This window comes from Ferruginibacter sp. (assembly GCF_031391665.1).
Lineage (GTDB): Bacteria > Bacteroidota > Bacteroidia > Chitinophagales > Chitinophagaceae > Ferruginibacter.
The window spans coordinates 19,507-32,806 of sequence record NZ_JANMUN010000021.1 but is presented as its reverse complement, the minus strand read 5'-3'; the positions used below and the strand labels follow the sequence as shown (position 1 = coordinate 32,806).

Genomic DNA, 13,300 nt, shown 5'->3' with positions numbered 1-13,300 from the left:
GAGCGTGAATTAAAAACCGGCCCAAAACCTGTTTACTTTGTATTTCATGGTGGCAGCGGCTCACCGCAAAATCAAATAAGAGAAGCCATTGGTTACGGTGCAATAAAAATGAATATTGATACTGATATGCAGTGGGCATTTTGGGAAGGTGTTTTAAATAATTATAAAAAGAACGAAGCGTATTTACAGGGACAGTTAGGTAATCCCGATGGTGCTGATGTACCCAATAAAAAACATTACGACCCAAGGGTTTGGTTACGTAAAGGAGAAGACAGCTTTATAAAAAGATTAGAAGTGGCGTTTGAAGATTTGAATTGTATTAACAGGAATGCATAAATGGTTTAGGGGTTTAGAAGTTTAGGGGTTTAGTTTGAAAAAGTTTAGATGTTTAGGGGTTTAGAAGTTTAGATAACACTCCTAAACATCTAAACCCCTAAACTTCTAAACCCCTAAACTTCTAAACCAATATTACTTCTACACTCAAAAAACTATTACTACTATGAGCCAGAAGAAAGAAGAAGATTTTGAAATAAACCTCACCGGCGAAGAAGGTGATTCGGAAGAAATGAAAGCCAGTTGGTTTAAGCGAATAAAAAAGGGTATCCTTACCAGTACGAAAGATAAAAAAGATGCCCCCGAAGGTTTGTGGAGCAAATGCCCCAATTGCAAATACACCTGCACCATTTCTGAATTAAGCGAAAGTAAATTTGTATGCCCTAAATGTGAGTACCACCACCGCATTGGCAGCGAAGAATATTTTGAAATTATTTTTGATGATAACCATTACACCGAATTATTTGCCAACATAAAATCGAAAGACTTTTTAAATTTTGTTGATTTAAAACCTTACAACAAACGGCTGGAAGAAACCTATGCTAAAACCGACATACACGACTCTATAACGGTAGCGCATGGTAAAGTAAACAGCAACGACCTGGTAATTGCCTGTATGGATTTTGAATTTATTGGTGGCAGCCTGGGCAGTGTAATGGGAGAAAAAATTAGCCGTGCCTGCGATTATTGCCTTGCCCACCGCATTCCTTTTATGATCATCAATAAAAGTGGCGGTGCAAGAATGATGGAAAGCGCCTTTTCCTTAATGCAGCTTGCAAAAACATCCGGCAAACTGTCGCAGTTAAGCGATGCACAAATACCTTACATTTCTCTTTGTACCGATCCTACATTTGGCGGCACCACCGCCTCTTTTGCTATGCTGGGAGATGTTATTTGCGGCGAGCCCGGTGCCCTTATTGGCTTTGCCGGCCCACGTGTAATTAAAGAAACCATAAAAAAAGATTTGCCCGAAGGTTTTCAACGCAGCGAATTTTTATTAGAACATGGCTTTTTAGATTTTATTATTCCCCGAAAAGAATTGAAAGAAAAGCTGGCCACATTGCTGGTATTATTTAAAGGTTGATTGTGGTTGTAGTATTATTTGCTTTATATTTTTGATGTAATTGTTTTAAATAGATGCCTGCATTTTTTCAATAAAAATATATTAGCTTTTTAGCTGCCAACAAAATTATAAGCCCGTTTAATAATTTTAAAATTATTTTGAATTGTATTTGCGCTACTGTAACCCGGTAGTATTTTTTTTGTAACGCTTTACAAAACAACTACTATGCAAATATTGGTTTGTGCAAAGAAGTAGTGTATTTTAGCGTAAATACACATGTTAGCTGCAACCAAAAGTGACATTTCAATTAAAAGTGAAATCTTTAAAACATAAATTAATTTCAATTGCCCTATTAATTCTGATATCCACCATAGTAATTTGGAATTTCAGGCTTAGTTCTTTTATCTATCCATTGCTGTGGATCGGTATCCCAATTTTTATTTACTCGTTATTGCCAAAGAAAAAATCGGTATTAATGGCCGCATTAATTGTCTTGACACTAATACCTTACTTTTTTTTCACTTTAATTTTTATACTAAAATTTGTATTCTGTGGTTATAGCCAAAAGGACTATAAATATGTCGATAGAAAAAATGATAATATTAAACTTGTAGGTAGAGATTTTTCTTGCTATGGCACCACAGGAGATTTAGTACTTTTTAAAGAGTTTTCGATTTCTAAAAATATCAAAATTGAAATTCCTTATAAAACATTCGTCGATTACAAGAATATAGATATCGACACATCCATTTGGAAACCCATACAACACTTTTAAAATAAATCAGGCAGTACACTGAAGTATCGTTGGCTGCAGCTAACATGGGGTTTTATGCAAGTTGGGCTTGACAAACTAAGTTCAGCCAATTGCAAATCCGGTCATTGGTTCGGGCTGGACAAACATCACCGGACATTTGTTCTTAACTTCATCAAAATATTTTCAATCGGCAGTGGTTCGGGCAGACGGAATTTTAATTCCCAACCTGCATAAAGCCCTGTTCGTTGTACGCCATTCAAAACGCTTATAATGAAACTAATTTTACTTTTGTTATTAAACACTATATGCTTGTTAGTTTTTGGACAAAACAAAAGAATTAAACCTTTTCAAAAAAACGATTTTCGGTTAGACCTAAAACTCCCTTGGATTAATCACCTTACACTAAATCCTGATAACAAATTCAAAGAAAATCGATTTGGTTTTGTTGGTGTAGGTGTGGGCATTGAATATAATTATGCGAAGAATAAATACTTAGAGACGAGTTTTTCCGCTGCTGCAACATCTAACATTCCCTTTCCTGCACCTGTGCTTAAAAACTACAACAAAAATCTTACGACATTTTATGCTTGTGTAACGGACAATATTATCAAAAATAGTTTTACTGTCGGCTACGGAATAAACTATGCAGATAACCGATGGGCTGAAGTGATACGATATTTTTCGAATAATGGACTTTCGACTACAAGCCAAACGGAATATTCCAATAAATCAATCGGTTTAACACTAAACACATACTATCGACTTGGTAAAACTGCAAACTTAGGAATGACTTACAGACCTTCGCTTTTCAACATTGAAGATAACTTTCGTTTTCTTTATGAACATTTAATCACAGTTGAATTTATGTGGCGGTTTAGTTTATTTAAAATAAAAAGAAATTGACCAAAAGAGATGAACTTCCGCCGCCGTGGGTGCATCCCTTTTTTCACCGCTTCCGTAATTCGCCACTGCCTGGTTTTTAACCAACAGCGTATGCTTTCTATGCTAATGTTAGCTTCCCAAAAAAACAGCCACTTAAAAGTGGATTAAATTGTTAACTTTAAAAATAAGTGCACCCTAGCTTCCGTACAGTTAAAAATTATTAACCCACTTTTTTTAACCTTCAACCTAAATATTTTTTACTTCACTTAAATGCTCCGGCAATTTTTTAGCATTAAATTTTTCTATCTGATGCAGCATTAAAAATAATATTACCAGTGATAAAATGCCAAAACAAAAACCTGCAATTACATCGCTGGAATAATGCACCCTTAAATACACACGGCTTAAACCCACCAAAAATATTATCAGTATTAAAAAACTAATGACTGTCCACTTTATCCATTTATTGGCAACATCCAGGTAAACAAAGTAAATAATAAGGCCAAAAAATGTAAGGCTCATAAAAGCATGGCCACTGGGAAAACTTAAACCGGGCACTTCTTTTAAAAGCGGGATAAGCGGCCGTGGCCGGTTAAAAAAAAACTTTAGCCCAAACATTAAAAGCAAATTACTTACTCCGGCAGTTACTGCTTTTATAAAATACCATTTGCTTTTATACCTGAAAAAAATAAAAGTAAAAAACACTAAAAAGGCTGGTACAAGAAAAAGATGGGAACCAAAGAAACTTATCCACTGCATTATAACGGTATTGGTATTGGTTACATGCTGCGATAAATAATTAAAAACACTTTCATCAAAATTATTTTGGCTACGGTAAAATATTTGCCTGATGATTACTATAAGCGTTGCCAGCGAAATGAAAAAGATAATAAAAACCAAAAGCAGCTCTGCTGAAAGCAGCGCTATCGCATTGGCCAGTTTTTTTGCTCCTGATTGTATTTTCCTTTTCATACAGTTATTGGAGAAATTAGTTTGGGATTTAGGAGTTTAGGGGGTTAGAGTTTAGAGGTTTAGAGGTTTAGGGGTGTAAACTAAACTTCTAAACTCCTAAACGTCTAAACTTTCCTTCCGTTATACTTTAAGCGAAAATAATTCAATCCCGTTAGCTTTTCCTTTTAAATCTACAATGCCCAGGCTTTCGCCCTGCCATTCTTTAAGATCGCTGTTATCCATAAAATCTTTCGACATTATAAATTTATGATTCAATTCGTTGCAGGCGCTGCGTATTCTTGCAGTGGTATTCATCGTATCTCCGCTCATGGCCAGATCTTTTTTTATTACCCCAATCTCCCCCACTGTTACATCACCCATGTGTATGCCCACCCTAAACTCGGGTATAATGCCAAAACTCCTGCGAAATTCTTCTCCATTCTTTTGTAAGTTTTTCCGGGCATCAATTATTGCGGCCATGCATTTACGTGTGTTTTTAGTTTCAAAAAGCCAGGATACCACAATCTCGTCACCCACGTACTGGTAAATCCTTCCGTCATGTTCTATCAATGCCATGGAAACATGAAAAATAAAATTACGGATGAATTTAAAGTATTCCACATGCCCCAGCTTTTCTGCAATGGGTGTAGAATCTTTAAGATCGATAAACATGATAATCCTTTTTTCAATTTTAGGCTGCATGTATTTGCCTCTTAAAATATCCATAAAAACACCGGGAGAATATTTTTCGTTTATCTCAATATATAATTGTGTAATTACAAAAAGGATAAGCCAGTACAATAATTTTTGTATCAGCCATTTTGTTTCAGTTATTTCTTTTATAAAATATTGAAAGGCCTCGCCGGAGTTTTTACCCAAAATAAAAATAGTATCTAAAAAATGAACCAGGAAATTCATTATAAAAGCAGCCAGCAGCAGTACAATACTTTTAAAAATAAAATTAACAAAAGGGGGTTTACTGCGTAATGCATTCTTAAGTGTAAATACAAATAAGTAACCCATTATGCAGCTCATTAAAAAAACAGCCAGCTCCCTTAAAACTAAAGATTGAAAAGGGCTGTTGGTATTGCTATCGTTTAATAAAAGGGTAACCACTATATCTATCCCCGTCCAAAAAAAAGCAATGTACAATATTGTTCTAAGCCGGTATTTACCCACCCCCGAAAATGCAGAATAAGAAGAAGTATCCAATTTCATATCCGGTTTTTCAGGTACTGATAAATATTTTCCTGGGCATTTATGGTGTGCCCATTATGATTTTCTAATGGTGCATGATGACTGTCTGACAGCAATTGTACCGCTTTATTATTATCGCTCCACTGAATGTCGAAATAGTCCAGTAATTCTTTTTTACAGGTAACATCTTTTACCTGTGCACAAACTTCTATGCGGTGGTGCAAATTCCTTGTCATTAAATCAGATGATCCCATAAATACTGTACTATCTTCATCTGCGCCGAAAATAAATAATCTTGTATGTTCTAAAAAACGATCTACCAAACGGCGTACTGTTATATTTTCACTCATACCTTCAATTCCCGGCACAATACAGCAAACACTTCTTACAATAAGTTCTACTTTTACGCCGGCTTTGCTGGCTTTGTATAATAAACTGATGATGTAAGGCTCTTCCAGGTTGTTTACTTTTATCCTTATTCTTGCAGGCTCCCCATTCTTTACCTTTTTAATTTCTTTACCAATACTTTTTTTCAGTTCATCAATAAGATTAAATTGCGATACCAGTAATTCATTAAACTGTATTCTAGTATCTCCAATTTCGGGGTGGCCTTTTTGCAAGAAATCAAACAACAAAACAAGATCATTTACAATGGCACTTTTAGAAGTAAGCAATACATGATCGGTATAAAACTGTGCGGTTACTTCATTAAAATTACCTGTACTTAAAATGGCATAAGCGGTGTCGCTCTCATTGTTTTTTTTCTTTACCAATGCCGTTTTAGAATGTACTTTTATTTGCGGCATGCTGTACACCAGTTTTATTCCGGCCTCCTTCATTACCCTGCTCCACTTAATATTGTTGGCTTCATCAAACCTTGCTTTTAATTCTATAAAAACAGTTACGTTTTTGCCATTTTTTGCTGCACTGATCAATGCATTTACAATATGCGATTCTGCGGCTAACCTGTACAGTGTTATATAAATATCAGTAACATCAGCATCAACTGCTGCCTGGTTAAAAAATGATAATACCGGATTGTAAGACTGGTAAGGCAGATGCAATAACAAATCCTGCTTGTCTATTAAATTAAATATATCGCCACTGTCTATTATATTTGCTGCAGAAAGCGGCCGAAATTTTTCTATTTGCAAATTTTTATTAAAGGCGGGGAAAGAAGACAGATCGCTGAGGTGATGATACCTTCCGCCTGCAAACATATCTTCGTACTTTACCGAAAATGCTGATGCCAAAAATAACTGCAGGTTACGTGGCATACCCTGTTCGTATAAAAAACGGGAGGGTAAACCAATATCACGTTTCTTTAATTGCTTTTCTATTTTATTCAGCAGGTTACCGCTGTATTCATCCGTAAGGTTTAACTCTGCATCCCTGTTAAACTTAATACTGTACACACTCAGTATTTCTAATTTTGGAAAAAGATATTGCAGGTTTTCACGTATGATATCATCAATAAAAATTACATACTCTTCTCCATCTAAAGGACTTAATGCAAAAAATCTTTTTAGTTTATTAGATGGAATATTTACAATTGCGTGTGTAAGTGTGCCCTGGTTAAGTTCTTTTAATGTTACGGCAAAATAAAGTTGGTTATTTTGCGGCATAAAATCTTTATTATTTTTTCCATCCAAAACAATGGGTTGCAAAAATGCCAGTACACTGCTGAGAAAAATTTCTTTTATCTCACGAATATGCTCCCGCCGTATGAGGTTGTTATAATAAAAATTAATACCGTTATTTTTCAACTCCGGTATTATTTCCTGTGTAAGAATATTGCCAAACAAATCTAATTGCTGGTTAACTTCATTTTGAATTTTTTCAGCAATATCATCAGTTATTTCTATGCTGGCCTTTATCCTTGTTTTTTCGGTAAGTTTCGACAATGCAATAACTGAAGGGTATCTTACCCTGAAAAATTCATCCAGATTGCTTGAGAAGATAGAAAGAAATTTCATTCTTTCGTATAAGGCTACATGCTTATCGGATGCTTCCTGTAAAACCCTGAGATTAAATCCCAGCCAGCTTAAATCTCTGTTGTGTAACATAAAATATAATTTAAAAAGGTGAACCTGTAGCAGGTGTAACGGTACTTGTTGTGGTAGAATGAAAAAAGAAAACTGCTATACCAAAAGCCAGCACCGAAACAATTATGCCTACCATAAAAATATTATAGGCTAACCGCAGCAACTTGTATTTTCGCCCCAGCACAGTACCTAATGTGTAAATATCTTTTATAAGCGACCCGTATAAATAATCTGTATCCCTCATCATTTCTCTCATGGCACCATCGTATTCCTCATAGGTAGCTTTGTGAAAATTACCAAAAAATAAGAGGTTGGTTTTCTTGTCGATAATATCCTGACTGGTAAAAGTTCCGCCGCTTACTTTGGGCCTTGTTGCAATTATAGAAATAACAATTGTAGTTACTGCCACCAGTAAAAATATTATTGTGGGAATGGTTAAATAGGGCACCTCTTCCAGTTTACGCAGCAGCACACTTAAAATAACAGAAATAATAATTGCATTTACCGAAATAAGGATATTGGCTTTACTATCGGCCATATCGCTCAGGCGTAAATGATTTTCGGAAGTAAGCCGCAGCATGGTTTGAATACCCTTCGACATGAGCCCGGTTTTATCTTTTGCCATATAATTAAGGCTTAGTGCTTCGTCATCTGCCTTATCATTTTCTTCAGATTTTTTCTTTAGCTTTTTCATATTTTTTTCTTTTTTCTCTTCCAAATTATCTTTGCAATACTTGGTAAAAAATTCGTGGGTTTCCAGTAATACCATAGTTTTTAAAGTCCATTCTTTTTCATTCAATACTGTACCCCTGTGATTATACTCTTCCCACACTTTTTTATTAGTGTCCTTAAATTCACTAGTGCCAAAATGATAAGTATCGGCATCGCAAATAATTTGTTTAAGTAAACTATCTTGCTGCCGCGGCGGACGTGTAGCCAGAATACATTCTTCTATCATTTTCAAAAGCGTTTCATCCGTCGAATAGAGTTTCATAAAATCCTTCATCAACTCAACACTTTTTTCTTCATGATGCTCAGCATCGGTAAACATGTAGCCGGTATCATGAAACCATGCTGCCACATACACCACCAGCATATCATTTTCGCTCAGGTAGTAATGCCCTGCTATTTCTTTCGTTCTTTCCACCACCGATTTTGTATGATCGAGATTATGAAAAACCAATGCCGGGTTTTTATTATTGTTGAACAACTCTGTAACATGCTGCTCTGTTTTTTTATATAAATTATTTGAATGCATATTTAATTTTTTAAAAAACAAGTTTAAATTTTGTACCCAGTGAAAAATTAAACAGTTTATCCTCAGGCGAAAATCCCATTGTAGCAGATATCATTACCAAACTGTAAGGAACATAATATAAACCGCCACCATAAGCCCCATGCCATTTTTTAGAAGTCTCCCCTCTTTGCCACACTTTTCCTAAATCATAAAAGCCCATAACGCCTACATTACCCGGAAGTAAATAAGATTGTGATTTAAATAATTTCAATCTTAACTCGGCACTGGCATAAGCAATAGATGAACCGGAGAACCTGTTTTTACGATAGCCCCTGAGTATATTATTTGCACCAATATTTAATGCCTGAAAATATTCGTAATGCTTACTGAAAATATGCCCCCCGCCAAAACGTAAAACTGCGGCTACACTTCCCGGGTCTTTTATACTTGCATATATCGTCATATCCGACGTTAATTTTGTAAGCGCATGTGTGTTATCGTTAAAGCCACGTAAAGTTGTAAATTCAGTAAACCAGGTAATGCCACGTGTGGGAAATAATTCGTTGTTAATATAACTGATATCCAATTTTGCTTTACCACCTAAAAAATGTTTAGTTCCATAAATACTTGCCGAATCGCTGCCGATAACAGACGGGTTACCCAATATACGTTTATCATTATCGGTGTAATTGCTCCAGTAATGATAATAACTTGGTCCGATAGAAAACTGAAAAATATCGTTATACCTTTTTCTTATCAGCACGTCAGTTTCAAAATATTTATACCTCACCCGGTAATATTGCAGCGGTTTGCTTTTATCATAAACCGATTCGTTTCCGAAACCAAAAAAATTATTTAAGGTGGGGTTTACCAGTGCCGAATGAATAACTAAATCTTGTTTAGAAATAACTTTATTAAAAACCCCGTCATATCTTATTTGGTAAGCGCCTTCATGTGGTGCATAAAGGGTTACAAGCCTTTGATCAGTTGCAAAAGGATCTTTTCTAAATCCATAAGTTCTTCTTGAAAAACCAATACCAACTAAAAATTTATCTTCTACATTGTACCCTAAATTAATTTGTGGAAACCTGGTTCTGGTATATTGATAGCCTGTACTTTTATATTCGTTAATAGAAGGATCGGAAGAGAATTCTTTATTTGTTCGGCGAAGATTAATGCCGGCATTTTTTTCATTAGAGAGATCATAAACAAAATTCTTCATGTTCCCCTTTAAATTAAAAGTATCATTTCCTTTACCTCCAATTATACGCAATAATATTTTTGATGAAACATCTGCATCAATTTCAAATTTATCTTCTCCGTTTAATCCATATAACCTTAATTCCTTTGTAACTTTTTCATCAAAAACACGGTTGTACATTACAGAGGCTGAATCGGTGTTATTTACTTTTTTATATACTGTTAGCTGTATGCCATTGGCATGTTTTTTAATGTGAAAATATTCTGGTTTGTTGCTGCCTGTCACCGAAACTTCTCTCGATATAAAGGCATAATATTTCATTGCCCTGTCCAGTAAAATATCTCTGCGGCTAATTAATTTATCTGCAACTTTTTTTCCATCCAGTGCTGCAACTGGCGCAGGAAACTTTGTTACCGCTTTTTGTATCACTTCGTTGGTAAGCTTCTGCTGAAAATCTGCAGTAATTTTTTTCCAGGCTTCTTCATCAAGATTATTTAAAAAGAAACGGTCAAAATCCCTTGCAACAAAATTTAACCCGTTTATATCCCTGATATTTGATTTAAATCCCTGCAAAAAAGGCATTTGTTTTCTTGACAAATATTTTAAGAGCAATCCGTTGGAATTAAAAAATGCCTGGTCCCTGTCTTTGGGTATAGGATAATATAACTTTCCGGCACCTGTATCCGCAGTTCCCCATTTCCACTGGTCGGCATGGCGGTCAAAATCTCCAATCAGCATATCCAGTAATCTTGCATTCAACACTTTCTCCTGGTCAATATGGTGTTCATTATCTTCCAGCATGGTATTAACTACTTTCCCCGTACTTTTTGTATCTGTAAAATCCTTTCGGGGATCCCGGTTTTCCAGCATAACCACAGTATTGGCAAACAGGTTTCTGTATTGGCCAAAAGCCGGATCATCAGGTACAAAAAAGAATTGAGGATCGGGTGTAATAACTCCAACTGCCCGGGCCAAATCCGGTACTACCAGTGGGGCATAAGGGCTGCTGGCTGAAATCATATCCTGTACAATTCCCTGCGCAAGCGTACCCCTTAAATTAGACGGCAAGGCTTTTTCCGGATCTTTATCTACTGTTCTTAATGTCCATTCGTTGCCGTCTTTATCGGTAAGCCGCAACGATTTTGTTTGTTTACCACCACCTAAACTTTTTATTGTAAGTCCGCCTTTTTCTTTACGGATATTAAATTCTTTAAGTGCAATTGGTACGCTCCATACTTTACGGTAGTTAGAGCCTAAAAAAGTTTTTCTAAAACCAAATTTGGCCTTATACTTATCGCTTGCAGATATCACCACACTGTCTTTAAATTTATATTCTGCCTGGCGGGTGGTATCTGGTACGGGTATAGGTATTTTAGAAAAATCAAGAATACGGCTGGTGTAATCCATCTTTACCGAATCGCCATCAACTACATAAATACTTGCCTGTACATTTTTCTTTTTCGAGATTTCTAATGTAAAAAAACCTGCTTCGGGTGAAGCATACAAACTATTTTTACCTTTAGAAACCCTGGAGTTTTTACTGCCGCTGCCGCTTACAATATAATTATAACCGCTGTCCTGTATCATTTGTAAAGAATGATCGTGGCCCGAAGCAAAAATAACATTAGGGTGGCCTTTTACAACCGCTTCAATTTCATTTATCATAGTTTGATACAAAGGATGCTTCAAATCCTGTGCAGTACCAAACACAGCTCGTGTTAACGGGTATGCAGAGCCAATAACAGGCAATGGGAGATATAAGTTTGGTATTGCATCGGTAAAAGGAAAAATATGCTGTTTAAAAGTAAAATAGCCGCCGTGCACACTGTAACTTTTAAGGGGATGGTGCATGGCAAGTATCACCAGCTTTTGCGAATTTTTTGAAAGTATATCATCTAACTGCACTAAAATTTCCGCCTTAGTTTTATACGGGCAGTCAGACTCCACTCCCGGCTTTTCATTTTCATGCAGCCACCACTGGCTATCCATCATTACCAATGTAATATCGTCGGTAATTTTTACATCTACCGGTCCCGGGCAACCATCACGGGGAAACATGGTTACATTAGAGTTACTTAAATAATCAATATAATTCTGCACCCTTAAAATTGATTCGTAACCATTAGTTCCGCCATTTGCCCAGTCATGATTACCGGGTACAAAATATACTTTTGCTTTACTTGTTCCAGCAATTTGTATTTGAGAATCCAGCGGTGCTTTTGCAACCTCGTACGTGGGTAAACTATTATCGGGCAACCCGGTTTTATATAAATTATCACCTAAAAAAATAATGGTAGTTTTTTCATTTATAGGAATATTATTTTTTACTGCAGCCACAACCGGATGCCTGCCATTGGTAAGCTGGCCGGCATCGCCTATTAATATTATCCTTGCCTGCAAACTATCTTGTGCAAAAGCAATGGCATTTATAATAAACAAACAATAAAAAATTATCCCGAATTTTTTCATAAACCCTTCATTTTATTTTTAATAACCAAAATAGTTGCTAAGCCAGTTTCGTGCCATTCGTTTGAAATAAGCATATCGCCTGCCGGTGTAAATGCAATTCCTTCGGGCTGTTTATATATTGCAGGATCCAGAGCGTAGTGTTCCTTAACGTTTCCCTGCCTGTCAGTAACAATTAATAAATTATTTATTGAAGCCAAAATGTAAATCTCGTTTGTTACCGGATTTAAAGCGGTGGCAGATGGACGCAGTTTTATTTTTTCCAGCCCAAGCTTTTGCAACGATGACTCTAAGTTTATTGTAAGCACACCAGGGGTGTAAATTTTTTCGGCAATACTGTAACCCCATGCGGTTGTTTGATTTTTCACTTCACCATCGCAATTTTTGCACAGCAACACCAATTGCCTCAAACTATCATCGTAATACAATGATTCAAATTCGTTTACTTTTTTACTGCCTTCCGGAAATTGCGCTTTGGTGGTCACAATGCTGTCGCCTGCATCAAACTGCAGCGTTTCAATATTACCATTGCTTATTAATATATAAAAAACACTGTCCAGCAAAACAATATCTTCAAAATCATGCTTCTTATCGAAACGCCATTTTTTTATCTCGTCCTTTCTGTTAAGGCTAATTTTATAAAAAATACCATCTTCATCTTCAATTGCAAATACAGCAGTATCTTTTGGATAATAAACAATTCCAGAAATTTCGGCTAAAGCATCTGGCAGTTTTATAATTACGGGATTAAGAAGGTCGTACCTGGGGGAGTTTGATAATGGTAGTTTGTTTGTATTGGTGTTGCAGGATAAAGTGAAACAACAAAATATAACAGCACAAATAAATTGCCGGCATAGTATCATATATTAAAAATTACATAGCATGTAAGCCAAAGCGTATGCCAAAGCAATTGATTACTAACTGGCACATCCAATTGGAAAGAATAGAAGAGAATTTGTAATTTAAATAGGTGTTAGTTTATACACAAGTTGTGAAAGAGTGGGGAATATTTTTCTCACTTTTAAGTTATAAATTGGGAAGGGGCTAAAAATTGCATTTTTATAACATAGCAATTTTATTACTGTAAAATAGCCAGTTATATAAACTAAAAAGCTACCGCTATAAATTAAACGGTAGTTTAAAATTAAATTTAAAAATATTATTTTGCAGC

General features: G+C 35.7%; 9 protein-coding genes. 3 read left to right on the top strand and 6 right to left on the bottom strand.

Translation table 11 applies throughout. The annotated features are described in order from the left end of the window. The 3 genes from ACY651_RS01840 to ACY651_RS01830 form a co-directional block, all read left to right on the top strand. The coding region (locus ACY651_RS01840) for a class II fructose-bisphosphate aldolase (protein WP_462249123.1) at positions 1-336 on the top strand (336 nt) is incomplete at its 5' end. Between the two features lie 163 nt (positions 337-499). After that, a complete protein-coding gene (gene accD / locus ACY651_RS01835) occupies positions 500-1,417 on the top strand; it encodes an acetyl-CoA carboxylase, carboxyltransferase subunit beta (protein ID WP_462249121.1) in 918 nt (305 codons plus the stop codon). Positions 1,418-2,420: 1,003 nt separating this feature from the next. Then, positions 2,421-3,053, top strand: coding sequence for a hypothetical protein (locus ACY651_RS01830; protein WP_462249119.1), 633 nt, complete (start codon positions 2,421-2,423; stop codon positions 3,051-3,053). 225 nt (positions 3,054-3,278) lie between these two features. Here ACY651_RS01830 and ACY651_RS01825 read toward each other — a convergent pair whose 3' ends face one another. From ACY651_RS01825 to ACY651_RS01800, 6 genes are all read right to left on the bottom strand, one after another. After that, on the bottom strand, positions 3,279-4,004 hold the full coding sequence (locus ACY651_RS01825; RefSeq protein ID WP_462249117.1) for a phosphatase PAP2 family protein: 726 nt from the start codon (positions 4,002-4,004) through the stop codon (positions 3,279-3,281). Between the two features lie 120 nt (positions 4,005-4,124). After that, positions 4,125-5,201, bottom strand: a complete 1,077-nt coding sequence (locus ACY651_RS01820; protein ID WP_462249115.1) for an adenylate/guanylate cyclase domain-containing protein — start codon at positions 5,199-5,201, stop codon at positions 4,125-4,127. Then, positions 5,198-7,246: a polyphosphate kinase 1 gene (ppk1, locus tag ACY651_RS01815; RefSeq protein ID WP_462249113.1), complete on the bottom strand. Its 2,049-nt coding sequence runs from the start codon at positions 7,244-7,246 to the stop codon at positions 5,198-5,200. Before ppk1 ends, ACY651_RS01820 begins: the two co-directional genes overlap by 4 nt. A gap of 10 nt (positions 7,247-7,256) precedes the next feature. Beyond that, a complete protein-coding gene (locus ACY651_RS01810; RefSeq protein ID WP_462249111.1) occupies positions 7,257-8,483 on the bottom strand; it encodes a Pycsar system effector family protein in 1,227 nt (408 codons plus the stop codon). A gap of 10 nt (positions 8,484-8,493) precedes the next feature. Further along, a complete protein-coding gene (locus ACY651_RS01805; protein WP_462249109.1) occupies positions 8,494-12,132 on the bottom strand; it encodes a metallophosphoesterase in 3,639 nt (1,212 codons plus the stop codon). Continuing rightward, positions 12,129-12,992, bottom strand: a complete 864-nt coding sequence (locus ACY651_RS01800) for a hypothetical protein (RefSeq protein ID WP_462249107.1) — start codon at positions 12,990-12,992, stop codon at positions 12,129-12,131. The genes ACY651_RS01805 and ACY651_RS01800 overlap by 4 nt, the downstream gene beginning before the upstream one ends. Between the last annotated feature and the right edge of the window lie 308 nt (positions 12,993-13,300).

Excerpts from the sequence above, each read along its gene's own strand:
- ACY651_RS01810 (WP_462249111.1), bottom strand. The coding sequence starts at position 8,483 with ATGCATTCAAATAATTTATATAAAAAAACAGAGCAGCATGTTACAGAG.
- ACY651_RS01820 (WP_462249115.1), bottom strand. The coding sequence starts at position 5,201 with ATGAAATTGGATACTTCTTCTTATTCTGCATTTTCGGGGGTGGGTAAA.
- accD (WP_462249121.1), top strand. The coding sequence starts at position 500 with ATGAGCCAGAAGAAAGAAGAAGATTTTGAAATAAACCTCACCGGCGAA.
- ACY651_RS01825 (WP_462249117.1), bottom strand. The coding sequence starts at position 4,004 with ATGAAAAGGAAAATACAATCAGGAGCAAAAAAACTGGCCAATGCGATA.
- ACY651_RS01805 (WP_462249109.1), bottom strand. The coding sequence starts at position 12,132 with ATGAAAAAATTCGGGATAATTTTTTATTGTTTGTTTATTATAAATGCC.
- ppk1 (WP_462249113.1), bottom strand. The coding sequence starts at position 7,246 with ATGTTACACAACAGAGATTTAAGCTGGCTGGGATTTAATCTCAGGGTT.
- ACY651_RS01800 (WP_462249107.1), bottom strand. The coding sequence starts at position 12,992 with ATGATACTATGCCGGCAATTTATTTGTGCTGTTATATTTTGTTGTTTC.
- ACY651_RS01830 (WP_462249119.1), top strand. The coding sequence starts at position 2,421 with ATGAAACTAATTTTACTTTTGTTATTAAACACTATATGCTTGTTAGTT.